The organism is Pseudomonadota bacterium (genome assembly GCA_039033415.1).
In the GTDB taxonomy this organism is placed as follows: domain Bacteria; phylum Pseudomonadota; class Gammaproteobacteria; order Xanthomonadales; family SZUA-38; genus JANQOZ01.
The window spans coordinates 24,750-51,544 of the sequence record JBCCCR010000003.1 but is presented as its reverse complement, the minus strand read 5'-3'; the positions used below and the strand labels follow the sequence as shown (position 1 = coordinate 51,544).

Here is a 26,795-nt window from a genome sequence, read left to right as displayed (position 1 = left end):
GACTGTGTTCGCCCAGAGACTGGCTGCTGGGTCGGTCAGACTCCGCGTACCCGATCCATAATTTCCCCCGCCGCGTGAAGGTCTGCCGGGGCCGCGTTGCCGCGCCAGGCGACGTGCTGGTCCGGGCGAATCAATACCAGATTGCGGTCGTAGAGCCTGGCCGCATGCTCGTCGCGAATCTCAACCACATCAAGCGGTATCGAGGCCGCCTCCGCCGCTGCCACCAGCGTGGCGCAATCAAGACCTGCAAAATTTAACAGCGTAAAACCGGTGCCGAAGCGATCGAATAGCGGTTGGCCGTCTTCAAGAAATACGTTGGGAGGGCGGCCACCGGGCCAGGACGATGGGTCGTAATATTCCCATTCATAGGCCGGCGCCGGGCCGTCTTCGTGGCAGATGACGGGTGAATCGTCATAGCGATAACCCCACTCGATGCCCCAGGCGTCGTTTTCCAGGTTGCCTGCGTCCTGGATATACGCGCCAATCTCATGCCGGGCTTGCTCTCCGGCGGACCCCTCGGCGCGAAAGTCTTCCGGCGTATTTCGATTGATGTGGTAACGGATTGCGGAGTGACGGGCAGACGCCAGGCGATTGCGCGCACCGACATGGCGGCGCTCGTTCTCGTAAGCCTGAAAGAGCTTCTCGCCTCCCCAGCCATTGACGTTGGCCGCCAGCACCCAGCCCAGCGCCGTCGCGTCTCCGACGCCGGTGTTCATGCCGTAGCCGCCCGTGGGGATCACCTGGTGTACCGAATCACCCGCCAGCCATACTCGGCCCGAGCCATAGGCATCCGCCAGGCCGAGGCGCGGATACCAGGGGTTGGCGACGAGCACCCGGCAATCGAACTCACATCCCAGGAGCTTAAACAGAAACTCCTTTGGGTCCATTTGCTCCACTTCAGGATAAAGGGGAACCGGCACGTGGATGGTCCAGGTATCTTTGTCGTTCTGGGAAATAATGCTCCAGCGTAAAGGCGACTGCAGGTGCCAGGCGATACCGTACCGCTCGAAGACGTCCAGATCATTCGATTCCCAGTGGATCATGAACATGGGGTCGACGCGTGGGGCGTCAGCTGGCGGTTCGCCCCGGGCCACGTCGCGGTAGTTGGTTCGGTCGTCGTCAGCGACAAAATCGAGTGGCGTAATCGTATTGACAGGAATGCCCAGAGTTTTCCGCGCCACGCTGCCCGCGCCGTCACAACCGGCCAGGTATTGGCTGCGAACCTGCTGGGTCTCGCCAGTTTCGGTGGATCGAATGGTTGCGGTGACGCCCTCTTCATCCTGCGTCAGCGACTCAAGGCTCCAGCCAAACATGAGCGTGATGTGTTGGCTGTGGTCATCAAGGTGTTGCTTCAAGACCGGCTCAAGCAGCACCTGGGAAACCCGCATGCCCGGCTCCAGTGCCATGGTCCCATCATTTTTCTCGGCCAGAAGCTTTCGCATCTCCTGCACGCTTGGATAATCGAACCGCGCCAGTTCCGTTCCTACCATGTCATCGCACCAGATCACGGAAACGGGATGGTCTTCCGGAACTGCGACGGCGCGCAGAGCATCCACCAGACCTAGCCGGCGAAAAATCTCCATGCTGCGCCCGTTGGTGATGTCCATCTTCGGGTGTCGCGTGGTTGTTGGATTTCGCTCCAGCAAAATGGCATCGACACCCAGCCGATTGAGTTCGTGAGCCAGCACAAGCCCAACCGGCCCGCCGCCGGCAATGAGTATCGGTGTCTCAATCATGATGAGGAAACCTCTGTCCCCACTGAGTACCGCGGAGCACGTCGACCGAGTGGAAGCCTGGCGGATGGTCTGCGTCGAAGACGTCGCCATCAGAAAAGTGCTCGAGGATATGTCCGTAGGGGTCGTGCCAGTAATCAAACACCTGGCTGCCCAGGATATGCTTGCCGATGCCCCACTGAGGTTTGTAGTTCTTATCGATCAAATAATCGTGGCCTAGCATCACGTCGTCCCAATCGTTGACCTCAAAAGCTGCATGCTGCAGCGCCGGCGCAGCGTCGGGGTTGCCGATCAAAAAGATGCTGTGGTGATCCGTGGGTATCGGGCCGCGATCGCAGCGTAGGAAGGCGCCGAGAACGTTGGACTCGTCTTCGACCCAGATTTCGTCCGACGTGACGAACCCGAAGCGTTCCTTGTACCAGGCCTCGCTGTCGCGAAAGTGGTTGACAAAAAGCACCACGTGGCCCAGCCGCTTCACGTGAGCGGGGCCTGCCTTCAGGCGTACCGGTGCACCTCGCCGGGCGCGGTTTTCGCCAGAATTGACCGGCACCCGTTGCTCCGGACATGCTAGAGCGGTGCCTTCCCAGCCGAAAAACCCGTCAACGACAAATCCCTGAGGATCCTCAAATCGAACGCGATGGCCACCGCCGGGCGTTTCCATGGCTTCGATTGGCGATGCACCTGGCAAGCCGGCAAGCAATTCCAGATCGTTGGCCGCAGACATCACAAAACCCAGGCCAAGAAAACGCGGTTCACCCTCTTCAACTGAGTGGATAAAGGGGTCGGCGTCGGTGCCCCGGCTGAACAGGGCCGGCGTTCCATCCGAGGTTTCTCCCCGAGTGACCTTTAGGCCGAAGTCTTTGAGAAACGTATGCATTACATCCAAATCCGGGGCGCTGAAGCGAAGGTAGGAGAGATCGGATGCTTTGGGACCGGAGACCGGAGTGTTCATGTTTACTCCACTTATCGAAATTCTGGCCGCAAAATATGTTGACCAGCACGCATGGTTGGCCTATATTTTGAACCAATTCAAAAAACAAGTAAATTGTTTGCGCTAGCTGACTAATTCTAGCCGGGCGCCGGCCCAAGGTCTCTCGCCACACCAAAGCCGCCGAAACAGGCATAAGGACGATACGCGTTAATGGCGTTCTTCCGGATTTTGGAGCTTCGCTTCGGTGTCATTAGACGACCTGGACCGCAGCAAGATCATAAAGGATCTATCCGCAGGGTTGCAGTCGTCGCCCGCGGATTGGGGCTAGCAAAACATCCTTACGGTGAGGGGAATCACATGTTCGGAATATTTGAGATCACTGCGCGGCGCTGTCGATGATCCCTTCCGGAAATATTGCTTGGTTTGTCAATTCTGATGCCTTCGCCGTGTCGGCTACGACACCAAAAATGGGGCTAATGCTCGAAGAAATTGTGATGACTGCGCAGAAACGCGTGCGGTCGCTTCAGGCTGCGCCCGATTTGATTGCCGCTGTCACGGTCGAATCTTTGGAGAGCATCAGCATTGCCTAGTAATCGGGCCTGTCAGGTGGGACGTCAGCCTACGCACGTCGTTCCGAATGGAGTTCTTTGATGGATTACGCGGACCACATCAAGAGCGTCAAAAGCTACATTCGCCTGCCGTTGGTTTATAACCATTGGTACGTCGCTGGACTGGCGGAGGAGTTTACCCGCGAGCCTCGCGCCAAGACGCTGCTCGAACGTTCGATTGTCTTTTATCGAACCGAGGCAGGTGAACCGGTGGCGTTTCAGAATCGTTGCCTGCACCGGTCTTTTCCGCTGGCGAAAGGCTATCTGGAAGGCGACAACCTGGTTTGCCGATACCACGGGCTGCGCTACGCCCCGGACGGGTCAATCGCGCGAATTCCATGCCAGGAAAAGACGTCAAAACGACGCCTGCATAAGTACCCATTGCGTGAAATGGGCCCATTCGTGTTCATCTGGATGGGCGATCCGGAACAGCCCGATGAAAGTACGCTGCCGGACCTGCCGTTTCTCTCCGATCCAGGTTTTCGAACCGTCTTTGACTCGGCAGACTACCAGGGCAGCTACATGCTCATGCAGGAAAACCTGAATGACCTGACCCATTTTGCGTACCTTCACAAGGATACGTTCTACTTCGGGGATTTTTTCTTCGAATTACCCACCGAGGTAAAAAAGGTCGATGGCCGCGTATGGTGCAACCGCATCGATAAGGATCCCAGGTCCATCGGCATCTTGCCGCCAGACATTCAGGAGCGGATAAAGGATAGGCCCGTTGAACGGTGGGACGGCGGCATGTTCGTGTCGCCAGGCGTTTTTAAGGGTTATGCGCCGATATATGTGGGCGAGCCAGACGCGCCCGACCGGGAAGTGTTCAAACAGCACATCATGCACTACCTGACCCCGGAAACCCGGTCATCCACCCATTACTGGTGGTCGATGTCCAACGACTTTGCCTTGGACAACGAGGCGTACTACGCGGGCCTGAAGTCTCATCTGGCCGAAGGTTTCGCAGAAGACCGCTGGGCCTGCAACCACATGCAGACCCTGCTCGACAACGACCACATTGATTACAACGAAATGAAAATTGCCGGCGACCAGGCGGGCCTGCTTTTTAGGCGGGTGATGCTCGACTGGGTGCAGCAAGAGTACTCCGAATGAAAAACAATCTGACCACAGCGAGGCGATCCAGATGAGAAAAACATCCAAGCTGACCGGCGGCTTTGTCGTCATAGCCATGCTCTGTAGCGTCGTCGCGACCTCGATGCCGAGGATCGCACTGGCCCAGGGCTCCGACGCGGCGCTCGAAGAAATCATCGTCACTGCCGCACGCAAAGCTGAAAGCATTCAGGATTCGTCCCTGATCATTGAAGCTTTTGATGCAGACACCATCTTCGAACGAGGTTTGAACACGATCGTCGATGTATCCACCCAGGTGCCGGCGCTGCAGATTGGGTTGGCGGGGCCGCAGCTGCAGATGTTTATCCGCGGGGTCGGAACGCCGAACGCGACGGTTGTTGGCAGTCCGGCAATTGCCCTCAGTAAAGACGGCGCCTACCTGGCCCGCACCCAGTCGGTGCACGCGGCGTTTTTTGATCTTGAGCGGATCGAGGTGTTGAAGGGGCCCCAGGGCACGCTTTATGGCCGCAACGCAACCGGCGGCGCGGTCAACCTGATTACTCGTGGGCCGACGCTCGGCGAGCAGGAGGGCTACATCTCCGGCGACTTCGGCAACTTCGGCAAGATCCAGGTTGACGGCGCCATCAACATCCCGATTGGGGATACCTTTGCCACCAGAATCTCAGCGCTGAGCATCGACCGCGATGGCTTCATGTCTGACGACACCATGGACGATGACCACTGGGCCCTGCGCGTGCAGACCCTGTGGGAGCCGAACGAACGGGTTTCACTGCGGGCGCAGGCACAATACGCCGACTTTGGCGGGCGCGGTCTCGGTGGATTTACCTACGCCGGTGCTTCCGACCCCTGGGAGTCGATCTTTCCCGGTGGGAACGACGTCATTCTGGCTAACGTTTTTGGTAACGGTTTTGCCTTCCCGGACTTTGCTTTCCCTTGGGTTACTGACGCGCTGAATCTAGGCCCCGCACCGTCGCCTCCGTTCCCCCCCGATACCAGCTTTATTTCAGGGGTTCGGCTGATCGGTGACACCGCAACCCAGGACATGCAGACTTGGGATATCAGCGCCACGCTCGAGGTGGATTTGGATTTTGGCACCTTAACGGTTGTGCCTTCGTATCAGGAAATCGAGTCGTTCTTCCTGAATACGCCTGGCCCCCAGTTCCAGATCGGCGACCCGTTTACCGGCGAGCCGGAAACCTCCGAAGCAACCGTCTTTGAGGCGCGCCTGGCCAACAGCACAGAACGGTTTGACTGGGTGGCCGGGCTGTTTCTCTTTGACGAAGACCAATACGGTCCCACCCGAGTCAATCAGGGGCCGGTTCAAACCATCTTCGTCGAAAACCGATTCGAAAATGAAGGTTTCGGGATCTTTGCCGAATCGACGTACTCGTTCACCGACAGCACCCGGTTGATCACCGGCCTGCGCTACAGTGACGACGAGCAGGTTAAACCCGATTTCCGTCGCTGGTCGATCGATCAGGCGTTTGACTGTCCGCCCGTGGCGCCAAACCGACAGGTTATCAATGGCGTTGCGGCGTGCCTGGTGTCCGGCCCCGATACGCAGAAGGTCAGCTTCGACAGCACCGATTTTAAGATTGGTATCGAGCATGACCTGACCCCGGACAACATGGTGTTTGTCACTTTCTCCACGGGCTACAAAGCCGGTGGGTTGTCGGCAGTTGTCGGGGAAGCATTCGAGCCGGAAGAGCTGGACGCATTCGAAATTGGTTTCCGCAATCTCTTTCTGGATGGCCGCCTGCAGCTGAATGGCGATATCTTTTTCTGGGACTACACGAACCGGCAGGAAAATGTGGTCGGGCCGGATGAGCTGGGCATCATCGGCCAGGACACCATCAATGCCGGTGAAACGACGATTCAGGGGGCGAGTTTTGATCTGCTGTTTGCCGCAACCGAGAACGACCTGATTCGCTTTGGCGCAGAGTTTCTGGACGCGGAATATGATTCCTTCAGCTATACGCAGGCGGCACCGTTTACACCACCCAACGTGTCGTGCCCCATAGCACCGACCGGCGTAACTCTGCCATTGCCACCGCCGTTTGGGCCAACGCCCGAGCTGCTCATCGATTGCAGCGGTTTTGAAGCCACCCGGTCGCCGCGCTGGACGGCTAACGCGGATTACACTCACACCTTCAATCTTGATTCCGGCGGAACCATCGACGCCAACATCAACGCCTCCTATCGAGACCAGGTCTGGACGACCGCCCTGTTCCTGGCTGAGCAGCGGGTCCCGGATCTGACGGTCTTTAACGCCAGTCTCACGTACCGACCAGCCGACGACCGGTTCTCGGTTGTGGCGTATATCAATAACATCGACGAGGACGCGACCTTTACCGCCGGTTTGAATCACACCCAGATCTACCAGCTGGTGGGTTACAGCCCCACGCCACCTCGTACCTACGGTGTGCGGATGCGATATAACTTCTAACGCGCGACCGGAAAGGAATTGGCGATGATGCGCCCTTTGATCGTCGCTTTGGGTGCGCTGGGCATTCTGCTGCTCGGCGCACCTTCGTTCAGCACTGCGGAAGAAAACTATGGCAGTACCCGGTTTGAAGCCACCGGGTCGGGTGAGGCCCACGCGGTGTTTCTGCGCGGACTGCTGCAGCTGCACAACTTTGAATACGCTGACGCCCGGGGCTCCTTCAGGGAAGTCCGTTCTCTTGATCCCGATTTCACCATGGCCTGGTGGGGCGAAGCGTTAACCTGGTGGCACCCGCTGTGGCCGTCAACGGACCTGGATTCGGCGCGTGCGGTGCTCAAGCAAATGGGTCCGGATTCGGCATCGCGCGTCGCTCTCGGGCGCACCGAACGGGAACGTGGCTATCTTGCAAGCATCGAAGTCCTGTTTGCCGAGGGGGATCTTCAGACTCGGCGAAACGGATACTCCGATGCGCTCCAGGCCCTACATGAAACCTACCCGGATGATCTGGACGCCGCTGCCTTCTACGCGATGTCGATTCTGGCGAAATCCAACGGCCGCAATTACCACTACTACATGCAGGCCGGCGCCATCACGGAGGAAATACTCGACCGCAACCCACTTCACCCTGGCGCACTGCACTACAACATTCACAGCTACGACGACACGATCCATGCCCCGCTAGGCCTTCGTGCGGCGCGCGACTACTACAAGGTGGCGCCGTCGGCGGTTCATGCGCTACACATGGGCGCGCATATCTACTACGCCACGGGTCGCTGGCAGCTGGGCCTTGAACGCAACATCGATTCCTTTGAGGAAGCGGTCTCGCGAATGAAAGACCCCGATTCGCCCTACCACCCCGAGACCTTTCACTCGCTGCACTGGATTCCCTATGGGTTTCAGCAGACCGGCGAGCACGACAAGGCACGTCAATATCTAGCGAAAATCGCCCGGCAGGCGGAGAAGTATGGGCACGTTCATCCCATGGCGCGGCAGGTGTTTGTGGAAGCGCGGGCGTCCTACATCGTTGATACACTCGACTGGGACAGCGATTTGCTAAAGGTCCAGGTGGACCTAACCGGGTTACCAGATTACTGGGTAGTCACGGACCATTATGTGCGTGGTCTTGCGGCCTTGAAGCTGGCGGATGTCGAAACGGCGGGTCAGTACTTTGCCCAGATGGGCGCCCCCATCTTGCCTGACACGGGTCCGCGCACGGTCATGGGCGCAGCGCTGCTGAAGATGGCGCTGGAGGCGCAGCTGGCGCTTGCCAAAGGGAACAAAGAACGCGCCCTAGCGCTTTTGCACAGGGCGACGGAAATTGACCTAGACTGGCCCGCAGAGGCGGGCCCCATCAAACCGGTTCAGCCGATGGCGGAACTGCTGGCCGCTACCTACCTAACGCTGGGTGACCGGGTAAACGCCAGAAAATTTTTTGAGCTGACTCAGCTTTATTCGGTGGGCAGGGCGCGCACGCTAGCGGGTCTTAAACGCCTCGATCGGGAGATACCATGACACAACGACTCACCGGACGCCGGCGCGAAGATCTGCCGGAATTTGAACCTGTATGGAAAACGATTGAGCAGGTGATGGGCGGTTTTGTGCCCAACTCAATGTTTATTATGTCTCATCACATAGAACTCATGCAGGGCTTTGGCATGTTGTCCGAGGCCGTGTTTCGCGGTGCCAGCGAATCCAAGACCAAGCCCCTCAAGGCCATCCTTGCCAGCATTCGCTACAAGTTTAACCACCGGAAGGATCCGACCCCGGAACCCATTACCCAGGAACTGCGCAGTCTCGTGTTTTTTGCCGTTAGCTTATCGTCCGGCTGCCGCTATTGTCAGGCCCACAGCGCCATGCTTTGTGCTCACCACGATGCAAGCCGCGAGAAGGTCGACGATATCCTGAACTACGAAACCAGCGAGCACTACAGTCCCGCGGAACGGGCTGCCGTCAGCATCGCGTTTGCGGCCGGTCAGGTGCCCAACGCCACGACCAGCCAGCATTTTGATGAGCTGAAAAAACACTTCAGCGATGCGCAGATCATCGATATCGTCGCTGCCATCGCCTACATGGGGTTTCTGAACCGGTGGAATGACACCTTTGCCACGACGCTTGAAAAATCGCCGCTGGATTACTCAAATGACCACCTGAGCCAGGTGGAGTGGAGCGTCGGCCGGCACGCGTCCTAGTGGTCTATGGGTCCGGTAACCTATTTCGTCAGCGTTCCAAACGCACCGCTTTGATAGGCGCGGATGGTTTCATGCATTTCCGCCGGGCTGTTGGCGACAAACGGGCCGTGGCGAACCATCTGGTCTGGGACCCGGTCGCCCCCCAACACAAGCACCTCGGCGTTCTTTTCTGGTGCCAGCTGGAGGTCGCTGGTGGGATCCAGGATCGCGAGTTCGTCCGCGTTGACGGCAGCGCCGTCAACTTTGACCGTGCCGGTCAGCACAAATAGGCCCAACTCCTCCTGTGGGGGTAGCGTAACCAGGCTGGATTGTCCCGCCCGAAGTGAACCATGCAGCAGCAACGGGTTGCCCCAGGTCTCAAGGGGCGCGCGCGACGTCGGCAGGTGACCCAGGACTAATCGAAAGCGAGCTCCACCGGCAAAGTCGACGGTGGGAATCGCATCTCGGGCTAGCGTTTGGTAAGCCGGCGGTTCCCCTTTCCGGTCCCCCGGCATATTGATCCAAAGCTGTACCATGTGGCTTCGGCCACCGTGACGCCGCATCTCCTCGTCCGGTCCCTCATCGTGAATGATGCCGCGACCGGCGCGCATCCACTGGGCTTCGCCCGGCCCGGTGATGGCACGATTGCCGAGGCTGTCATAGTGCAACCCGCTGCCTTCCAGAAAATAGGACAGCGTTTCGATGCCGGCATGAGGATGGGTCGGGGCGCCTACGGCTTTTCCCGGCGCCACTTCAGTGGGGCCAATGTGGTCAAGCAGGATAAACGGACCGAGGGAGGGCAGAGCGGATAGCGGCAGTGGTCGTTTGACCTCAAAGCCGGCGCCTTCGAGGGTGTGATGGGCTGCGAAGGTCTGGACGACCGGCACCTACGCGCCCTCGAGTACACCGCGCAGGTTGGGATCCTGAGCTTTGCTGTCCCGCAGGCGCTCCGTGCCGTAAACCACGATGGGGTGTTTGTGGTCGATGATGGCCTGACGGTACGCCGGTCGCTCGCGCAACCGCTGCCAGTAGGCTGTGCATTCCGGCCGCTGGTCTTCGCTGACGAACACCTCTAGCACTGCCGCCTGAAGCAGTCGCTCAAAAATCACCAGCCAGGATACATCCGCCAGCGTGTAGTCTTTGCCGACAATCCAGGGGCCATCGCTTGCCTTTAGCTGCTGCTCTAACGCATCCAGGTGCGTGTGCATATGCTCCCGAGAGTCGGCCAGGAGCTTCGCAGGCATCTCGTCACCGGCGAAGATGGCCAATCCCCTCAGCTTCAGCGCCACAAACAACATCGGCATGCGCCTTTTGTGGTGAAACAGCAGACCCTCAACAATCCGCCAGAATGCGATTTTCTCGATCATCGTGGCAAACAGTGGCAGGGTCTGCCCGGGTACGGAATTGCCGGCGCTGGCCGCCATGTTGCTTAGCGGATCGACGGTGAGGGATGAGCGGTCAACCCATTCTTCCATTAAGGCTCGCAGCTGCGGGTCCGCTGGAACCAGAGGCTCCACGCCGGCCGGACAGTACTGCGCCGCGTAGCGGATTTGCTCGTGAGACTGGTAGATGGGATGGCCATTGTGTACCAGTACCGGCACCGTCCCCGCGGGATTGATGCGTCGGAAACTGGCCCGGGTCGTTTCGTAGGCGCCGGTTTCAATCAGGTCGATATGATGGCTTTTGTACGGAATCTGTAGCTCGGCCATGCACACCCGTACCTTCATGGAGCACACCGAGAGCGCGTTGTGGTAAAGCTCAAACTCCTGCTCGTACGGCAGGCTGATCTCGGGCCGGTGTCCGTCTGGCACTGGATGCGGATCGCGCCTTCGGTTCTCAAAAAACCAGATCAGCACGAGCGCAGCAATAAATATTGCGCAGCTGAGGAGAATACCGCTCATCCTTCCTCCTCCGGTGTGGCCGCGGTAATGGTGCAGGCCACGCTGCCATCACCTCCAAAGTCCACACGAATCTGGTCTCCCGGTCTGGCCGCATGCACCCCCGTTGTGGCGCCCGTCGTAATCAGGGAACCTGGCGTGAGAGGGTGGCCACGTTGGTGGGTGGCCTGAAGGATCGCCTGCACCGAGCGGGCCACGCCATCATTCAGATTGCGCGGTCCGCCCCGGCCGACGGATTTTTCGTTGATAAAGGCCTCGCACTCGAGGCTGTCCAAATCTCTCTCTCTCCACCCGTCGATGGACCCGCCGACCACCAGGCCGCCGTGCGCCCCAAAATCGGAAACAACGGCCGCAGCGCCGCGCTTGTTGAGGGCCGGCAGCGGGCTGCCCGCGGTCTCGATTCCGAGGCGCAGGTCTGCGATGGCGTCCATGGATTCGTCGAGGGTCCACTCAGCTTTGCCGGGCGGCACATTGTCACCAAGGACCGCAATGTATTCCGCCTCGATCACGGCAAACCCGCCTTCAAACAACGGCATCTCGGGTCCGCTTGAATCCGTACACTCAAAGATATGCTGGCGAAAAAGTGGACCGAGAATTCGATCGGAGCCAAACCTTGCTCGATGCTCAACCCGGATCTGTCCGACCTTCCAGCCGCCGATCGTGTCCTGCCAAAGCGCGATGGCGGCGTCCTGGATGCGATACCCATCGTCGAGCGATTCCGGAATCTTCCCGGGGTAGGCATCGAGTATGCATGCCGTCCGCCGCGCATGCACAAATGCGTCGGCGATGCCGGAGATTTCATCGGCGTTCATATCAATTGATACCCACCTCTTTGACCCACCCGGGTTCGCGAGGCTCAGGCAGCACGTGAAACGTATTCAGCGTAAAGGAGATCAGCGTGTAGTAGCCCAGAATGCCGTTCAGGTCGACCAAAGCGTCCTGGCCCAGTTCGTCGACACCTCTGGCATAAAGGTCATCGGACAAATGACGGTTTAGCAGAATGTCGCGCGTGATCTCATAGACGAGCTGCTCGTCGGCCTCGCGGAACTCGGGCGTTTGGCCCTGCTTCAGTGCCTCCACCGCAGCTTCAGGTACGCCGGCCTTGATCGCTAGCGGCGCATGGATCCATTCAAACTCAGCACCCCAGTGACGTACCGTGACCAAAATGGCCAGTTCCGACAGCCTGGCGGGCAGAGCGGTGTTGTAGCGAAGATACACGCCCAGTTCCTGGGCCCGATCCGCCAGCTCCGGGCGGTGCAGCCAGAACTGCAGCGCTCCGGCGATCCGCCCACGCGGACCGGCCACCACCTTGTCATAAACCGTCTGTTGGTCCGGCGTCAGCGAGTCCGCCGCCGGCATGGGCAGACGTTTCATGCCTGGATGGGTTCGCTGACGTTGACAACGACTTTGCCAAAGTTTGATCCGTGCAGGAGCCCGATAAACGCTTCCGGCGCATTCTCAAGCCCATCAACTCGACTCTCGCGATATTGGATCTTGCCTTCAGCGAGCCATTGCGCCATCTGTTCGCGAAACTCATTCATATGCTCGGGGAAGTTTTGCAGGGCAACAAACCCCTGGATCTGGAGCTGCTTCACCAGCACCGTGCGCATAAACTGCGGTATGCGGTCTGGCCCATCGGCTGCGGCGGGGGATCCATAGAAGGCCATCAGGCCACACACCGGTATGCGGGCGCCGGTATTCAGCAGCGGTTCGACGGCATCAAATACCTTCCCGCCGATGTTCTCAAAATAGATGTCGACGCCGTCGGGACAAGCAGCGGCCAGCTGCTCGGCAAAGTCCTCCGCGCGGTGATCAATGCAGTCGTCGAAGCCAAGAACTTCTTTGCCGTGCCGACACTTCTCCTCACCGCCTGCGATACCGACTACGCGGCATCCCTTGATCTTGGCCACCTGGCCCACGGTTGATCCGACCGGGCCGGTTGCCGCTGCCACGACCAGCGTGTCGCCGGGATTGGGTTTGCCGATCTGGGTCAGGCCGATGTAGCCGGTAAATCCAGGCATTCCCAAAATGCCCAGCGCATAGGACGGCATCTCCGGTTCTGCACCGAGCTTCCGCAGACCTTCGCCGTTGGAAATCGAATAGCTTTGCCAGCCTGTGGGTGCCACTACCCACTCGCCAACCTGGTAGCCGTCGTGGTTGGAGGCTTCGACCTGGCATACCGATGAACCCACCATCACGCCGTCTATGTCGACCGATGCGGCGTAGTTTTTTGATGCGCTCATGCGGCCGAACATATAGGGGTCGAGCGAAAGAAAGATGCTGCGCAGCAGGATTTCGCCGTCTCCGGCGGTGGGTTTTTCCGCTGTTTCAAAGCGCAGGTTTTCGGCTTTGGCGGCGCCATCCGGGCGGGAGGCCAGAACCACCCGCTGGTTTTGCTCATTGCTGGTCATTTGCTGATTCCTGGTTTGATATGTCGTAGACAATGGTGAACTGATCGAGGGCCTTGCCCGCATTCTGCGTGGTCGCAACTGTCGCGTCCGGAGGAAGCGTAACGGCGGCCAGCATGCCGCGCTGGTCGTCTTTGCTGACGGAAATTCGGATCTCGGGATGGACCTCGTGCAAAGCTGCTCCGAGGACTCGCTGGATCGCGAGCATCTGGAGGTCGGGCTTGAAGATCTTGCCGACGGCGGTCATCGGCATGGCGTCAACGACCTCAACGTGCACGGGTGCGGCCGCTCGCTCACTGATGTGTTGTTTAGCGAAATCGCGCAGCGCCTGCGGCAGGGCCGCCAGATCACCGTCGAAATCCTCGCTGATCGTCACGTAGGCGCAGGGGAGCTCGCCAGCATAGGCGTCGGGTTGTCCCACGGCCGCGGCCAGCGCCACCGCCGGATGAGTCATGAGCGTATCTTCAATGCCCTTCGGATCAATATTGTTGCCGCCGCGAATGATCAGGTCCTTGGCCCGCCCGACCAGATAGAAATACCCATCGGCATCCTGGCGCGCGAGATCGCCGGTGATGAACCAATCATCCATAAACTGGCCGACATTGGCTTCGGCTTGTTTGTAGCCCATGAATACATTTGGTCCGCGAATCACAATCACGCCGACCTCGTCCACATCGCAGTCTCGCACCCACTCGTTGTTCTCATTGAGAACCACACACTTCATCTGCTGGTACGGGTAGCGCAGCCCAATGGAGCCCAGTCGTTTCTCGCCGTCCTTAGGATTGCTGCTGCTCGACAGGGTGCCTTCGGTCAGCCCATAGCCCTCAAGAATGTTGGCCCCCGTCGCTTCCTGAAACTGACGGAAGACTTCCCGGGAAATCGGCGCTGCCCCGCAGCTGACGAAATCCAGGGAGCTGATGTCGATATGGTTAAGCGGCCGTTCCAGCAAGGCGGAAACCACGGTGGGTACGGTGTTAAACATCGTGCCGCGATAGCGGGCGATCAGCTGCCAGAAATGGTCAATGAGCCCTCGGGTGCGAAAGCCCTGCGGTGTGAGGTATACGACGTGTCCGCCCGCGGCGAAAAAATTGAGCCCCGTATTGAAAACGGCGTTGACGTGAAACAGCGGTAGCGCACAGATTCCCACACTGCTTGTGGTGAGATTAAAGAGTTCTGCCTTGGTGGAAGCGACGTGGACCTGGTTCCGATGGCTGATCTGGGCAATCTTAGGGGTCCCGGTGGTACCGCCGGTATGAAAGTAGATCCCGACTTCTTCTTTATCAATTTCCCGCTCGAAACTGAGCCGGGCGCCGTCAGCGGCGTTGAGCGCGGCCGCAAAATCCACGATTGGAATTCCCCCCGTGGACCGGGTTTCCTGGACGGGCTGCGAGCCGGGAATGGCAACCTGAAATATGGCCTTTAGTGATGGGACCTCGTCGACAATCGCCAGAGTCTTTTCCCAGATGGTGTAATCCGGGTGAGGGCTCAGCACAAACACCGCCTCGGTGCCCGACGCGAGCATGATGTCGCGCAGAGCGTTGGATTCCAGCATGTAATTGATGGGGCCGGCGATCCCCAGCGTCTGGGCGCCCCAGTTGGCGAAGTGGTGTTCGGCGATGTTGGGAAGAATGATTGACGCAATCCCTCCCGGAGCCAGGCCCGCTGCGAAAAGACTGTTGGCGCTCTGGTGTATTCGACGCAGAAGCTCCGCGTAAGAATAGACGAGCGGCGCTTCGTCCACAGCGACAGAAAACTGAAACTTCATCGCTGGCCGTTCCGGATGAAGGTCGGCGGTGCGCCGAATCAGGTTGTAAGTGCTGTTCCCGCGCCAGCGTTCCTCGCAGGGCGTTTCCTCATAGGCCTCGATGTCGGCAAGCGAGGTGATTTTGACCGCGCCGGTCATGCAACTCTCGCGTCGGACGAGGCGACGGGTTTGGCCCGAAGGGTGCTAACGCCGTTGATGTAGTCTTCCCAGTGTTGTGCCAGCAGCGCCAGCGGACCGCCGCCAAAAACAATCCGGTCGGGTTTCACCAGCAGCGCTTGCTGGTCGGCAAGCATTTCTTGCACATGGTTGTCCGGATCCTGGATTGTGAGGAATTCCGGATCTTCGGAGCCGAGCTTACAGATACGCAGGTCCGGCGAAGCGGCGAGGATTTTCTTCAGCGCCACCTCAGTTTCTGAGGAGCGTTCAAAGTCTTTGCCGACGATCAACAGCGGCACGTAGCCGGCAACATCATCGAGCCGCGCGGGCGGCGCACCACGGCTTGGAACAAACGGCTCAGGAAACACCTTGCCAGCTGTGGCGTCGCTGAGTACGCCGTTATGAATCTCCGGCATCGGGGGAAATGGTGGTGGCCGGCCGGCCGCCTGATCGGCCTTGAACTGCCGGTCCCGCTCCGCAGCCTCGGTGGGGTCGGTGACGCAGACGAGTCTTCCAAGCTCAATGGCTGCAGCCGTGATGGCTTTCACGTGAGGCGCGCGTTCGAATGCCACCGTATCCAGTAAGGCGTCGCTGGCGTTCCCTGCCGCTACGGCCGCGAGCTTCCAGCCCAGGTTGAGCGCGTCCCGCACGCCAGAGCACAAACCCTGGCCAAGAAACGGTGGCATCTGGTGGGCGGCATCCCCAACGATCATGATCCGGTTAGCACGCCAGTTTTCCGCCACCAGCCCGTGAAATCGGTAGACGGCGGAACGTTCGATGGTGACGGCCTCAGGATCGACCCAGTCCGCCAGCCGTTGGCGAATGGCCTCGTGATCTGTCACTTCGTCCGTTGCCTCACCGGGCATAAGCATGAATTCCCACCGGTGGCGCCCGGGGCCCGATTGGGTGCTGGTTGTCGGTCGGTCCGGGTCGCACAGCTGCATGCCCTTGGTGGAGATGGTTTCCACGCCATCGGGCAGTCTAACGTCGACAACAAGCCACGGTTCGTCAAACTCGAGATCCTCCATCGGGGTCTCGAGCCAGCGTCGCACAAAGCTGCGGCCGCCGTCACAGCCGATGAGGTAACGGGAAGAGAGTGAGTCGATGCCGCCGGGCGTTTTAATCGATGCCCTCACCTCGTCGTCGCTTTGCTCCAGCGCAACCAGTTCGCTACCCAGCAGGATTTGAACGTTGTTAAGCTCCGCCAGCCGACGGCGCACAGCAGCCTCAAATGAAGGCTGATGGAACATGTTGGCAAAAGGGTATCCGGTGGGCATCAGACCGGTTTGATACCGGGCGACCAAAATCTCCCGCCGGCTATTGACGAATTCGTAGCCTTCCGAGGGGTTGCTGGCAGCCAACACGTCTTGAGCCACGCCAATCAGATTGACCTGCCGCAATACCTCGTGATCCATCGCCACCGCGCGCGGCAGTCGATAGACCTCCGTGTCCCGTTCAATCACCGTGACCGACAGCCCGGACTGGGCGCACAGTGCCGCCAGCACACCGCCAACTGGCCCAAGCCCAATGATGACGACGTCAGGGTTGCCCGGCATCTTTAGCGACCTGTGCTACGCAGCCTGCGCGTTTGGCCGGGAGCGCAGCGCCGCAACTGCCGTCCACAGTACCCAGGCAAAAATGACCGCATCAAAGATGGGCACAATAAGAGGCAGTTTGCCCTGCAGATAGCCGTTTAGGGCGGCTACCGGCGTGAGAATGCTCAGCACCACGGCTATCCATGCGACCGGCTTCGGCCAGCGACCATACGCAAACGACAAGCCAAGCAAGACCGCCACCACCACCAGGGGCGGCAGCATGAGTTGCTTGAGAACGACGTACTCGCCGATCACCATCAACACGATCAATCCGCCGACAATTCGTAGTACGTTGGGAAGACTCATGCCGCTTAGACTGGTTAAGAGACCATGCGATGAATGCTGTCGCGATGCTTATCGATGAAATGGTGTTTCAGCGCGCCGATAACGTGGGCGCCGATGATGATCATGCACAGGTATGGCAGTACCACCTTGTGCATCAGGCCGAACGGCTTGATGGCCTCAAGATCCTCTCCCCACCACAAAGGCAGATCCCAGATAAAGAAATGTGACCACTTGCCGCCATAGGTGGACATGACGAAACCGGAAACGGGCAGGGCAATCATCATGAAGTAGAGCAGAATATGGGCCGACTTTGCTGACGCCCGTTCCCACCATCTGAGCCCGGCGTCCAGCCCAGGGGGCTTACTCTTGAGATGCCAGACGATACGGACAAACACCAGCAACAGCACCATGAATCCGATGGTCTTATGCACCACGTAGTACCCCTGCCGCCAGGCAACGTCGTAGGGAATCATCGAGGTGAAAAATCCCATGGGTATCAGCGAGATGAACATGATGGCGGTGGACCAATGCAGCACGCGGGAAAAGCGGCCGTAGCGCTCCGGCGTATTGCTGGCGGGCAGCTGAAGCTCGTCGGTGCGCTTGTTCTGCCAAGCCGCCACCCGGAGCAAAAAGAGGCCTGAGATCAGGCTTGCCGCAGCCAGTACGGTCAGGACTTTGGGTTTAATCGCATCGCTGGGAAACAAGGCCTCGCGCGGGGCCTCGAAGATGCCCGTACCTTTCACCATCAGGAACCAGCCGCACACCGACAGGCAGCCGAGAGCTGCTAAAACTGTTCCGGCGGTGCGCACCGCCGGCGCGGCGCTGTTGAGACCCGCGGCAATCAGCAGGGATGTCACCACAATGGCGAGCGCGATCCAGCTGTCGATGTGGCCTGGTAGCCGGTGGTACTCCTCGAGGTTTGGGACGCCGGCAGCCGTTTCCGCCGCCATACCTGGCAAGGCATACCCCAGTGCTGCCGTCAGCAGTAATGCTGCGGTGGCGCGCGCCAATGACCACGACTTCATCGGATGAAGCTCACGCCCTTGTCTTTGACGACCAGGTTTTCAATGTGGCCGAGCCCTTCGATCTCTACCCGTACCCGCTGTCCCTCCTTGAGCCACGGTTGGCCCTCAGCAAACAGCGCTACGCCGGCGGCGGTCCCGGTGGCGATCACGTCCCCAGGCTGAAGTGTGAATGCCGTCGACAGATACTCAATAATGGAGGCCACGTCGAACAGCATGTCGCCGGTGTTGAAATCCTGCTTCACCTCACCATCCACAATCGTGCGGGCATTGAGGGTCTCGGGTTCGGGCATCTCGTCTTTGGTAACAATGGTTGGGCCCATCGGACAGTGGGTATCCCAGGACTTGCCCATCGTCATCGTCATGGCGGCGCGCTGCCAGTCACGGACGGAGACGTCGTTGATGACGGTATACCCGGCGACCACCTCAAATGCGTCTGCTTTGCTTACGCGTCGTGCGGTCTTCCCGATTATGACCCCCAGTTCGGCCTCCCAGTCCAGTTCCGGTGATTCCGGCGGCAGCATGACGTCGTCATAGGGGCCGGTAATCGAGGTGTTCTGCTTGTTGAACATCATGGGCGTCTTCGGCAGTCCGAGGCTTCGCTTTTTCTTGATCTCTTCCGGAATCTCGTTGAAATGTGATTCATAGTTGAGTCCGATCGCCAGGATCCTTGGCGGGACTAGAATGGGGCTCTCCAAATGGACGTCGGCCAGCGCGATTGCCGGGTCGCCCGTATCCGCCGCGGCGCGGGCCCGATCGAGCATGGCGTCGCCGCCTTGAAGCAGGGCTACCATCTCGTCTGGAATACCGGCGTCGGTGGCGTTCAGGTCTACGATATGGTCGCCGCGCAGCGCCCCCGTGCGCGTTGCGCCGTTGTGGGTAAAGGTCAGTAGCCTCATGTGAATTTTCCTTTGAATTGCGGCGAAATAGTTCGAATTAGGGACTGCCGTCCGCTCGATTATATATGCTTGCGTGCAAAAATAAAGTTCTTTAGTATGCTTTCGTGCGCATAATAATGAGGTCAATTTGGCCTCCCAGGGGATTGTAGTGAGCGACAAACAAGACGAGCGCGAGCGCCGGGGAACCGAACTGTTAGCGACCCTATTCGGCCGTCACCCCAGTGAGCTTCCGTGGCCGGAGCGGTTAACCGAATACACCATTTCTCACCTATTTGGTGACGTCTGGCAGCGTGGCTCGCTGGAGATGCAGGAGCGTTCTCTGATTACCTGCACCGCCCTTGTTGCTTTGGGCAAGGAAGCTGAGCAACGTGCCCACTTCAAAGGTGCCCGCAACTTGGGAATCCCTCGTAAAAAGCTGGAGGACATGATCATCCACATCGCTCACTACGCCGGCTGGCCAGCGGGCGTGAGCGCAATGCGCGTCCTGGATGAAGTGTGGCCTCTCGGCGAAGACTAGGCGGGTACGACTTCCCGGGCCGGCTCTTTGAGCCCGAAGATCACCACAATGATCGCAAACACCGCCGCGATCAGTGAAATGTAAGGGATCACCGCGATACCATTTTCCTGAGCGATCCCGCCCGCGATGGCCGGGGCGAAAGCGCCCCCAACCATCTCGCCGGCGCCGCTGACAATGCCCGTTGCCGTCGCCGTGATGGTCGGCGGCACTGACCCGTTGATGAACGGCCCGACGGTGATTGCGACCACGCCCGAGATCGATGCGCTCACGACAAAGAGGCAGGCCGAGATCGCCAGGGCTCCAGAGCTGAGGCGGGTCAGCGCGAACAGCGCCAGCACGGCAAAGATCAGCGCGATCACCATCACCCGTTTGCGGCCGGCACGATCGGATAGCGCCGGTATCAAGATCATTCCGAGCACACCACCCGCTCCAAGCGAGGACAACACAAATCCCATGCGGTCGATCGACATACCGATGTGGTCCGTCAGGTAATTGGGCATAAACGCAGACAGCGTATGCAGGCTGGAAAGGAATCCGAGCATCGCCAGCGCGCAGAAAATCACGTTGCGGTTTTTGATGGCGGTTCCAAAAGAGGCCTTGGGACTGGTGTTTAGCGGAGTCTCATTCGATGGGCTTCCGGGCACCGTGTCCCGGATCACGCGCCACAGCAAGAAAGCGACGATAAAACCCGGAATGGCGACCATGGCAAACACCCACTCCCAGCCTGGGAGAACCCGCAGCAGCCCGATGGCGATAATTGGCCCCAGAAACAGACCGACCAGCGGCGCAGACATCTGCTGAAGACCCACCATCAGCCCGCTGCGGCTGGGTTTTGCCGCGCGAAGCGTTGCCACGATGCTGGCCGGGAGAAAGCCGCCCTCGGCAAACCCCATCAGCCCGCGGAGGAGCAGCAGGGTGAGCAACCCGGTGGCAAGCCCGCTAGCGGCAACCAGAACCGAAAACGCAATTGTTGTGGTCACCAGCACGCGGCGATAGCCAAACCGGTCGGACAGGCTGCCGGTGATCACCGCCGCCAGCCCCCAGGTCAGGGCGAGGACACCCGCAATCAGTCCGAGGTCCTGGTAGTTGAGGCCCAGGTCCTCCGATATAAGGGGAAACAGCGGCAGAATGATGAATCGGTCAAGCCCCACGAGGCCGAAGCTCAGCGCCAGCAGAGTCACCGCTTTGAGCTCGTAGGCCTTATCCCAGCCGGCTTCGTTCTCATTATTCATTGGCTTTCTCCGGCGGGAAATTAAAGTTGTTAAAGTGCAATTTTAAAAATATTATATTCGCCTGCGTTCAAAGTTAAAGAATTTTGTGGCAACTTGGCGATCACGGGCGGCAGACCTGCCGCGACGGCTCGTCGATCCGCAGTGAGGTCTTCATGAAAGCCGTTCCCCAGGTCACAGCAGAGCAGGCCGTGAGCCACGTGAAAGCTGGCGATACGATCATCGCCGGCGGCTTCGGCATGACGGGCCATCCTGTGAATCTGCTGCACGCGTTGGCCGAAACGCCGGTCAACGAGCTGACCTACATCGGTAACAACGTGGGGGAGCCTGGGCTGGGCGGCGGGCGGTTGCTGCGCCGCGGCAAAATCCGCAAAGCCGTCGGTTCTTACTTCACTTCCAATCGCGAAGCGGTGCAGGCCGCCCAGGAAGGGAGTATGGAAGTGGAGCTGCTGCCTCAGGGCACGCTGGCGGAGGCCCTGCGGGCTGGCGGTGCAGGCATCGGTGGGTTTTATACGCCGACCGCGGCTGGTACGCCGCTGGCTGAAGGTCGGGAAACGCGGGATTTCGACGGTACGGAAATGGTGTTTGTCCCCGCGCTTCGCGCAAACGTTGCCTTGGTGCGAGCTTGGAAAGCGGACACCGCAGGCAACCTTCAGTATCGACTGACGGAAAGTAATTTTAACAATGCCGCAGCGACCGCCGCCGATCTGGTTATCGCAGAGGTCGAGCACATCGTGCCGGTGGGCAAGCTGGAGCCAGAACACGTCCACACACCGTGCTGTTTTGTCGACTATCTGGTGCAGGCGAGCATTGGCCTTGAACAGTTGGGCACCTCAGCGTCAGTCTCGGCAAGCGAAAAGCGAACGGACGAGCAGCGCGAGAACATGGCCCGGGCGGCGCTGATGGAGTTGTCTACGGGCGACATCGTCAACCTTGGGATCGGCATACCGACCCTGGTGGCCGATCTCATCGGGCCCGAGGACGGCATCATCCTCCATACGGAAAATGGACTGCTGGGTGTGGGCCCTGAGCCGGAAAGCGGCGGCGCGCTGGAACACCCGGTCAACGCCGGTAAGGTCCCGGTAACGGCGCTCCCCGGGGCGAGCTATTTCGACAGCGCCACCTCCTTCGCCATGATCCGCGGGGGGCATGTGGATGTCGCCATCATGGGCGGCCTGCAGGTGGATGAACACGGCAACCTGGCGAACTGGGCGGTACCCGGCAAGCCGCTGCTGGGAGTCGGCGGCGCAATGGACCTGGCAGGCGGCGCCCGGAAGCTCATTGTCACCATGACCCACTGCGCCCGCGATGGCACAAGCAAAGTGGTGGATCGCTGCAATCTTCCGCTCACGGCCAGCGGAGTCGTCGACCTGCTGATCACCGATCTCGGGGTCTTTCGCTTTGATGAGTCCGGCATGGTCCTCGAGCGCCTGCTGCCGGGCGCAACCCTTGAGGACGTTGCCGCCAACACGACCGCAACCTACCGGGTGGCCAACCTATGAGTAAGCCGATTTGCCGCATTGCCGACCTGTTGTTTCTACGCTTTCAGCTCACCGATTTTGAAGCGCAAAAGGAGTATCTGGATCATTTTGGTCTAGAACTCATCCGGGAAAGTGACGACGCGATCTACTTTCGAGGTTCCGGCCTGGCGCCGTTTTGCTATTGCGCACGCCGAGGCGCCGATAACCGCTTTCTGGGAGCAGGCTATTACGTCGATTCCCCGGACGAACTCCAGTCGCTGGCAAACGCATTTGATGCCCCTATTGTCGAGAGCCAGGAACCCGGCGGCGGACAGGCCGTCAAGATTGCCGACCCCGACGGGCTCGGCGTAGAGGTGTATTACGGTGTTGATTTTGCCGAGCCTGATACACGGCCGGCTCCGGCACTAAACTCCGGCACCCAAAAGTCACGCGTCAACGTGCTGCAACGCATCGGGCGGGACGCGGGAGAGTGGTCTTTACGAGACGACAAATGGCGCTACAACCTCGCGTCGCGGGTTCTGCGCGTCGGGCACTACGCCATCAACGTGACGGACGCGGACACGTCCATCGAATGGTATGCCAATACCCTTGGGCTTCTGGTGACCGACAATCTTGTGATGCTCGACGGAAAACGCTCCGGCGCGTTCATGCGGGCCAATCGCGGGGACACGCTGGTAGACCATCACATTGTCAACATCGTCGGGCCGCGGAAAGGCAGGGAAGGGCACGTTGGTACCTTTGGCCACGGCGGTTTTGAGCTTAGCGGCAGTATCGACGACCTGTTAGCCGGTCACTATCGGATGAAAACGCAAGGTCAATATCTCCACGAGTGGGGAATCGGCAGGCACTTGCTGGGCAGCCAGATCTACGACTATTGGCGAGACCCGGCTGGGTTCACCCTTGAGCACTGGACCGACGGTGATCTGGTTGACGCTTCCCGGCCGCCTGCCGACGTGCCGGCGCGGAGCTTCGCTTTGGGCCAGTACGGTCCCCTGCCACCAAGCACCTTCAATCTCAGTATTCCCAACGAAATGGTGGATGCCTGGAGGAAAGAGCACCCGGCGGTGGTTGACCTACTGAAAGCTTTCGAAGAATGAGCCGGCCTAATCGGACGAGAACACTGAGACGGAATCCCTAAGAGGGTTAAACGGACTCTTTACACCGCTAGGTTCAAAACAAGCTGTGACTTCGAAACAGCCTTGTTGTCGCTGCTGATGCCTTACTCAGGCCGCGATCGAATTCCGTCGACAAGCAGATTGGCCACCAAATCGGCATGGCGCTCAATCGCCGGGTCGGACTCCAATGGCTCACCTTCGAAATGTGCGGATAGTGCCGGCGCACAGAACGGAATAGAACCGCCAAAGGTGATGAGGAAAAATAATGTCCGAGCATCGGGGGGCTGAATGCCGGCACTTTCGTCAAGTTGCGCTATGGCTTCCACCCATGCCTTACCGATGGGGTCGAGATATTCGGACAGCAGGTAGTCAAGACGCTCACCCCCTTGCGCGCCTTCATCCAGCAGTATGCGGACGCAGCCGGGAAATCGTGCCGAGAGCTTCACCGAAACGCGGATGAATTCCCGCGCGGCTTCTGCCGGCGGTATGGACTTCTCCGGGACGGGTGCAAGGGCAATCATCTTATCGCGGAGGGCGCGGAAATAAACGTCGACGCAGGCCTCCCAGAGTTGGCGTTTGGAGCCGAAGTAATGGTGAATCAGGCCGTGGCTTACGTTCAGTTCTCGAGTCAGTGCGCGGATGGACATGGCTTCGAATCCCGAAGCGGCAAATGCACTTATGGCGACGTTTAGGATCTGGTCGCGGGATACAGCGCCCTCATGGGTTTGAGGACGTCCCCGTCGTCGGCGTGCTTGCTGGGGTTTCAACCTTGCCTCTGATTGCTTTGTGGTTTTAGACGAAGGCTAAGATTCCACCCAAAACGGCTCAAGAAAGGAAGCCCTGTGTGCGGGTCCACATCAGGGGAAACTCATCACACTCGATCGGGTCTCCGTTTTTCAGGCTAGCACTTTTCGGGGAGTCGGGAGGCGTCCCCGGGCGCTCCAGATAGCGGACGTCATCACCCAGGTAGCGCAGCGTCAGTGCCCGGCGGTGGCGGGTGGGGCTGACGTTGCCGGTTGATCCGTGCCAGGTTTTGACGTGGTGAACAATAATGTCCCCGGGTTCCGCCGGGTAGTACACCACATCAAACTCATCTTCATTGCCCTCTACGTCAGGCAGCGGTTGGCCCTCGGACCCCGGAAAAGATGCCTGGCTGACAAACAGGTTGGGCTTGTAGAGTGCGCCCCGATGGGAGCTTCTCGCGTAGCCCATCATGCCGTTTTCTTCATCCACTTTGTCCATCGGCATCCAGAACGTGCAGCATTGCTCGCCCTCATGATGGAAGTAGGTGGCGTCCTGATGAAAGGCCGTGCGTTGCAGTGAGTTTGGCTGCTTCCAAAAGAGCTGATCACCATAAAAGCAGATTTTGCTGGAGCCCATGAGATCGGCTGCGATTTGGCCAAATGGAGCCTTTTGTCCAAGGCTGTTGAGCGATGGGTAGTTATAGCAGTTGAAACTGCCCGCTTTGAACTTGCCCCGGTGCTTGGCGGATGTATCGCTCGGGTCTTTCTTTTCGTTCAAAATTTCCAGCCCCTGTGCCTCCAGCCCTTTCGCGAGTTCCTCAAAATCTGAACTCGCCATTCCCTCGGACTGAGTATCCATGACTTCCATGAAGACACTCTCCATTCGATTGACCAGCCCGAGATCGAGAATACCGGGCAAGTGCACAACACCGTGCTTCTCATAATGCGCAATTTCTTCTTGTGTGACCGCCCTAATTTGGCCTGCGGCTAACGGTTCAGCTGACATATTCCTTCGCTCCAGAAAGATAAATTAGACATATGGCTAATTAATTCTCATATTAGCCATATGTCTAATTAAATACAACTTGGTTTGGATGGACGTCGTAAGCTGGTGTCAGCGATACCGGCCTCAAATCGTAAAGACGCGGATCGACAAAGGTCTCCCAAGGAAAGACTCTGGTTAATCCGCGGCAGCCGCGTAGGATGGAGCTTGAATACAGCAGAAGTCACTCTATTCCCAACCGTCCAAATTGATGGGGTAGAACCCGGGGAAACCACCATGTTCATCAGACTATTTACCGTGTTGGCGCTCATCAGCACGGCCGCCGCAGCACAGGATCAGCATCCACTTCAGCGGGACCTGCAGATTATTGCCCACTTGTTCCCCGGGTCTTACGACAACAACGAGCAGGTCTATTTCGATAATCGACTGAACCTGTCAGATGACGTCCGGCACGAGCGCGTATCGTCAGGGGTAAGGCGTATCCCCAGCGACAGGTTCGGCGAACATGCGTTCTTCATCCTCGACTACTGGTACGAGCAAGATCGGTGGCACCCTCGGATCTATTCCTTTCATCGGGATGAAGAGGAAAACGCCATCCGCATGAAGCTCCATATGTTTATCGGTATTGATGGAGAGCCGTACCGCAACGCTATTGATGATTTGTCGTTGCTGAACAGCCTGTCGCTTGATGACCTTACCCACCTCCCGGAATGCGACCTGTTCTGGAAGCCGATTGTTCATGGCTATCACGGTGTTATGAAAGAGAAGGCCTGCGTGTATGAAGAGGGAGGAGAGACCGTCTACGCCGATTATCAGATGATGCTGGACGACCGAGCGTTATGGAAAGGCGACGTGGTCCGACGCTTGGCCGATGATGTTCAAGTCAACTCCGAGCCGGAAGTGCTCCACAAGCAGCTGCGCGCCCGCTGGTTCACCTGCAACATGGGATTTTCTGGCGAGGGAACATCAGGCAACTTTGGCGATATTCGAATGCATGACCAGGGCGGCGAATACTTCGTGCCTCAGCCAACAGACGAAAAACCAGACCGGCAGATTGGTATCCGTTTGCGCAACGTCGACTGGGCCATGAACAACGTCGCCACGGGTTTCACCAACGATGTGTTTGTCATGTATGTCGTAGAACGCTCAGGCGGCAAAGACCGCAACCTGACCTACTCTTGGGGTGCGCCCGAAGAAACGAGTGTCGGCCTTAACCTGATATGGATGATTACGTCCTGCTACATCAAGCCGACAAGTGAAACGCAGCCCTACCTCAGGAAACCCCCAGCCGGCCCTTGGCAAAGCCCGCCGCCCTAGAATGGCAGTGGTTGAGGAAACAAGCTCAGCTTCCCAGGGACTTGAGCAAGCTCCAGAACGCCCAGATGAGAAGGCCCACAAAACCTGCCAGTAGCGGAAGCATCGACCAGCGCATGGAGGGGCGTTCGCCCTGAGAGCGTGCTTGCTCAACCCAGCGCGTCTGAAACTCGTCGATGAGCTCGCGGGCTCGCCGATGGTCAGCATCGTCATAGAGCCAGAGCCCCGCGCTGCCGAAGCCCCAGGTCCCGGTTTTGGTTTCATAGTATTGAATGCCGGCCCCATCCAACGTTTCCTTTACGCCCTGGATCTCTTCCTCCGGCGCTGACCGGGCATCAAAAACGCGCTTGCTCATGGCGTCATTGTGACATGGGGTGCCCACCCAAGCTC

Annotated in this window: 25 protein-coding genes; 9 read left to right on the top strand and 16 right to left on the bottom strand. The window is 58.9% G+C overall.

The window, feature by feature from the left end:
- Positions 1 to 35 precede the first annotated feature (35 nt).
- Complete coding sequence (locus AAF358_03115) at positions 36 to 1,736, bottom strand: FAD-dependent monooxygenase (protein ID MEM7704513.1); 1,701 nt, start codon at positions 1,734 to 1,736, stop codon at positions 36 to 38.
- Entirely contained in the window at positions 1,729 to 2,685 is a 957-nt protein-coding gene (locus AAF358_03110; protein MEM7704512.1) for a VOC family protein, read from the bottom strand. The genes AAF358_03115 and AAF358_03110 overlap by 8 nt, the downstream gene beginning before the upstream one ends.
- Positions 2,686 to 3,059: 374 nt before the next feature.
- Here AAF358_03110 and AAF358_03105 point away from each other — a divergent pair, with 374 nt between their 5' ends.
- Genes AAF358_03105 through AAF358_03085 form a run of 5 tightly spaced genes read left to right on the top strand, consistent with a single transcriptional unit; the run spans position 3,060 to position 8,996 of the window.
- Positions 3,060 to 3,254 (top strand): hypothetical protein, encoded by a 195-nt coding sequence (locus AAF358_03105; protein ID MEM7704511.1) that lies wholly within the window; start codon positions 3,060 to 3,062, stop codon positions 3,252 to 3,254.
- A 60-nt stretch (positions 3,255 to 3,314) separates the two neighbouring features.
- On the top strand, positions 3,315 to 4,385 hold the full coding sequence (locus AAF358_03100; protein MEM7704510.1) for an aromatic ring-hydroxylating dioxygenase subunit alpha: 1,071 nt from the start codon (positions 3,315 to 3,317) through the stop codon (positions 4,383 to 4,385).
- Positions 4,386 to 4,416: 31 nt separating this feature from the next.
- Complete coding sequence (locus AAF358_03095; protein ID MEM7704509.1) at positions 4,417 to 6,810, top strand: TonB-dependent receptor; 2,394 nt, start codon at positions 4,417 to 4,419, stop codon at positions 6,808 to 6,810.
- Positions 6,811 to 6,834: 24 nt separating this feature from the next.
- A complete protein-coding gene (locus AAF358_03090) occupies positions 6,835 to 8,319 on the top strand; it encodes a hypothetical protein (GenBank protein MEM7704508.1) in 1,485 nt (494 codons plus the stop codon).
- Positions 8,316 to 8,996, top strand: coding sequence for a carboxymuconolactone decarboxylase family protein (locus AAF358_03085; protein ID MEM7704507.1), 681 nt, complete (start codon positions 8,316 to 8,318; stop codon positions 8,994 to 8,996). The genes AAF358_03090 and AAF358_03085 overlap by 4 nt, the downstream gene beginning before the upstream one ends.
- 20 nt (positions 8,997 to 9,016) lie before the next feature.
- Here the strand turns inward: AAF358_03085 and AAF358_03080 are convergent, their stop codons facing one another.
- The 10 genes from AAF358_03080 to AAF358_03035 are packed head-to-tail and all read right to left on the bottom strand — an operon-like array spanning position 9,017 to position 19,003.
- A complete protein-coding gene (locus AAF358_03080; GenBank protein MEM7704506.1) occupies positions 9,017 to 9,862 on the bottom strand; it encodes a pirin family protein in 846 nt (281 codons plus the stop codon).
- Entirely contained in the window at positions 9,863 to 10,876 is a 1,014-nt protein-coding gene (locus tag AAF358_03075; GenBank protein ID MEM7704505.1) for a glutathione S-transferase family protein, read from the bottom strand.
- Positions 10,873 to 11,685 (bottom strand): fumarylacetoacetate hydrolase family protein, encoded by an 813-nt coding sequence (locus AAF358_03070; GenBank protein ID MEM7704504.1) that lies wholly within the window; start codon positions 11,683 to 11,685, stop codon positions 10,873 to 10,875. The genes AAF358_03075 and AAF358_03070 overlap by 4 nt, the downstream gene beginning before the upstream one ends.
- A gap of 1 nt (position 11,686) precedes the next feature.
- Positions 11,687 to 12,247: a carboxymuconolactone decarboxylase family protein gene (locus tag AAF358_03065; protein MEM7704503.1), complete on the bottom strand. Its 561-nt coding sequence runs from the start codon at positions 12,245 to 12,247 to the stop codon at positions 11,687 to 11,689.
- Entirely contained in the window at positions 12,244 to 13,284 is a 1,041-nt protein-coding gene (locus AAF358_03060) for an NADP-dependent oxidoreductase (protein ID MEM7704502.1), read from the bottom strand. Before AAF358_03060 ends, AAF358_03065 begins: the two co-directional genes overlap by 4 nt.
- Positions 13,271 to 15,184, bottom strand: coding sequence for an acyl-CoA synthetase (locus AAF358_03055; protein ID MEM7704501.1), 1,914 nt, complete (start codon positions 15,182 to 15,184; stop codon positions 13,271 to 13,273). Before AAF358_03055 ends, AAF358_03060 begins: the two co-directional genes overlap by 14 nt.
- Positions 15,181 to 16,758 carry a bifunctional 3-(3-hydroxy-phenyl)propionate/3-hydroxycinnamic acid hydroxylase gene (locus tag AAF358_03050; GenBank protein ID MEM7704500.1) on the bottom strand — a complete coding sequence of 526 codons (1,578 nt, stop codon included), beginning with the start codon at positions 16,756 to 16,758 and terminating at the stop codon, positions 15,181 to 15,183. Before AAF358_03050 ends, AAF358_03055 begins: the two co-directional genes overlap by 4 nt.
- A gap of 15 nt (positions 16,759 to 16,773) precedes the next feature.
- Positions 16,774 to 17,103 carry a hypothetical protein gene (locus AAF358_03045; GenBank protein MEM7704499.1) on the bottom strand — a complete coding sequence of 110 codons (330 nt, stop codon included), beginning with the start codon at positions 17,101 to 17,103 and terminating at the stop codon, positions 16,774 to 16,776.
- A gap of 14 nt (positions 17,104 to 17,117) precedes the next feature.
- Entirely contained in the window at positions 17,118 to 18,107 is a 990-nt protein-coding gene (locus AAF358_03040; GenBank protein ID MEM7704498.1) for a cytochrome b, read from the bottom strand.
- Positions 18,104 to 19,003, bottom strand: a complete 900-nt coding sequence (locus tag AAF358_03035) for a fumarylacetoacetate hydrolase family protein (protein ID MEM7704497.1) — start codon at positions 19,001 to 19,003, stop codon at positions 18,104 to 18,106. Before AAF358_03035 ends, AAF358_03040 begins: the two co-directional genes overlap by 4 nt.
- Positions 19,004 to 19,151: 148 nt before the next feature.
- Between AAF358_03035 and AAF358_03030 the strand changes: the two genes are divergently transcribed.
- Positions 19,152 to 19,520 (top strand): carboxymuconolactone decarboxylase family protein, encoded by a 369-nt coding sequence (locus tag AAF358_03030; GenBank protein MEM7704496.1) that lies wholly within the window; start codon positions 19,152 to 19,154, stop codon positions 19,518 to 19,520.
- Here AAF358_03030 and AAF358_03025 read toward each other — a convergent pair.
- Positions 19,517 to 20,752 carry an MFS transporter gene (locus tag AAF358_03025; GenBank protein MEM7704495.1) on the bottom strand — a complete coding sequence of 412 codons (1,236 nt, stop codon included), beginning with the start codon at positions 20,750 to 20,752 and terminating at the stop codon, positions 19,517 to 19,519. The two genes, AAF358_03030 and AAF358_03025, sit on opposite strands and share 4 nt — an antisense overlap.
- A 152-nt stretch (positions 20,753 to 20,904) precedes the next feature.
- Between AAF358_03025 and AAF358_03020 the strand changes: the two genes are divergently transcribed.
- Both AAF358_03020 and AAF358_03015 read left to right on the top strand, forming a co-directional pair.
- Positions 20,905 to 22,251, top strand: coding sequence for a 3-oxoacid CoA-transferase (locus AAF358_03020; GenBank protein ID MEM7704494.1), 1,347 nt, complete (start codon positions 20,905 to 20,907; stop codon positions 22,249 to 22,251).
- Complete coding sequence (locus tag AAF358_03015; GenBank protein MEM7704493.1) at positions 22,248 to 23,327, top strand: VOC family protein; 1,080 nt, start codon at positions 22,248 to 22,250, stop codon at positions 23,325 to 23,327. Before AAF358_03020 ends, AAF358_03015 begins: the two co-directional genes overlap by 4 nt.
- A gap of 122 nt (positions 23,328 to 23,449) precedes the next feature.
- Here AAF358_03015 and AAF358_03010 read toward each other — a convergent pair whose 3' ends face one another.
- Both AAF358_03010 and AAF358_03005 read right to left on the bottom strand, forming a co-directional pair.
- Positions 23,450 to 24,112 carry a TetR/AcrR family transcriptional regulator gene (locus tag AAF358_03010; protein MEM7704492.1) on the bottom strand — a complete coding sequence of 221 codons (663 nt, stop codon included), beginning with the start codon at positions 24,110 to 24,112 and terminating at the stop codon, positions 23,450 to 23,452.
- A gap of 58 nt (positions 24,113 to 24,170) precedes the next feature.
- Positions 24,171 to 25,094: a phytanoyl-CoA dioxygenase family protein gene (locus AAF358_03005; GenBank protein ID MEM7704491.1), complete on the bottom strand. Its 924-nt coding sequence runs from the start codon at positions 25,092 to 25,094 to the stop codon at positions 24,171 to 24,173.
- Between the two features lie 273 nt (positions 25,095 to 25,367).
- Here AAF358_03005 and AAF358_03000 point away from each other — a divergent pair, with 273 nt between their 5' ends.
- Positions 25,368 to 26,408 (top strand): CpcT/CpeT family chromophore lyase, encoded by a 1,041-nt coding sequence (locus tag AAF358_03000; protein ID MEM7704490.1) that lies wholly within the window; start codon positions 25,368 to 25,370, stop codon positions 26,406 to 26,408.
- Between the two features lie 25 nt (positions 26,409 to 26,433).
- Here AAF358_03000 and AAF358_02995 read toward each other — a convergent pair whose 3' ends face one another.
- A complete protein-coding gene (locus AAF358_02995) occupies positions 26,434 to 26,760 on the bottom strand; it encodes a DUF6164 family protein (protein ID MEM7704489.1) in 327 nt (108 codons plus the stop codon).
- Positions 26,761 to 26,795 lie beyond the last annotated feature (35 nt).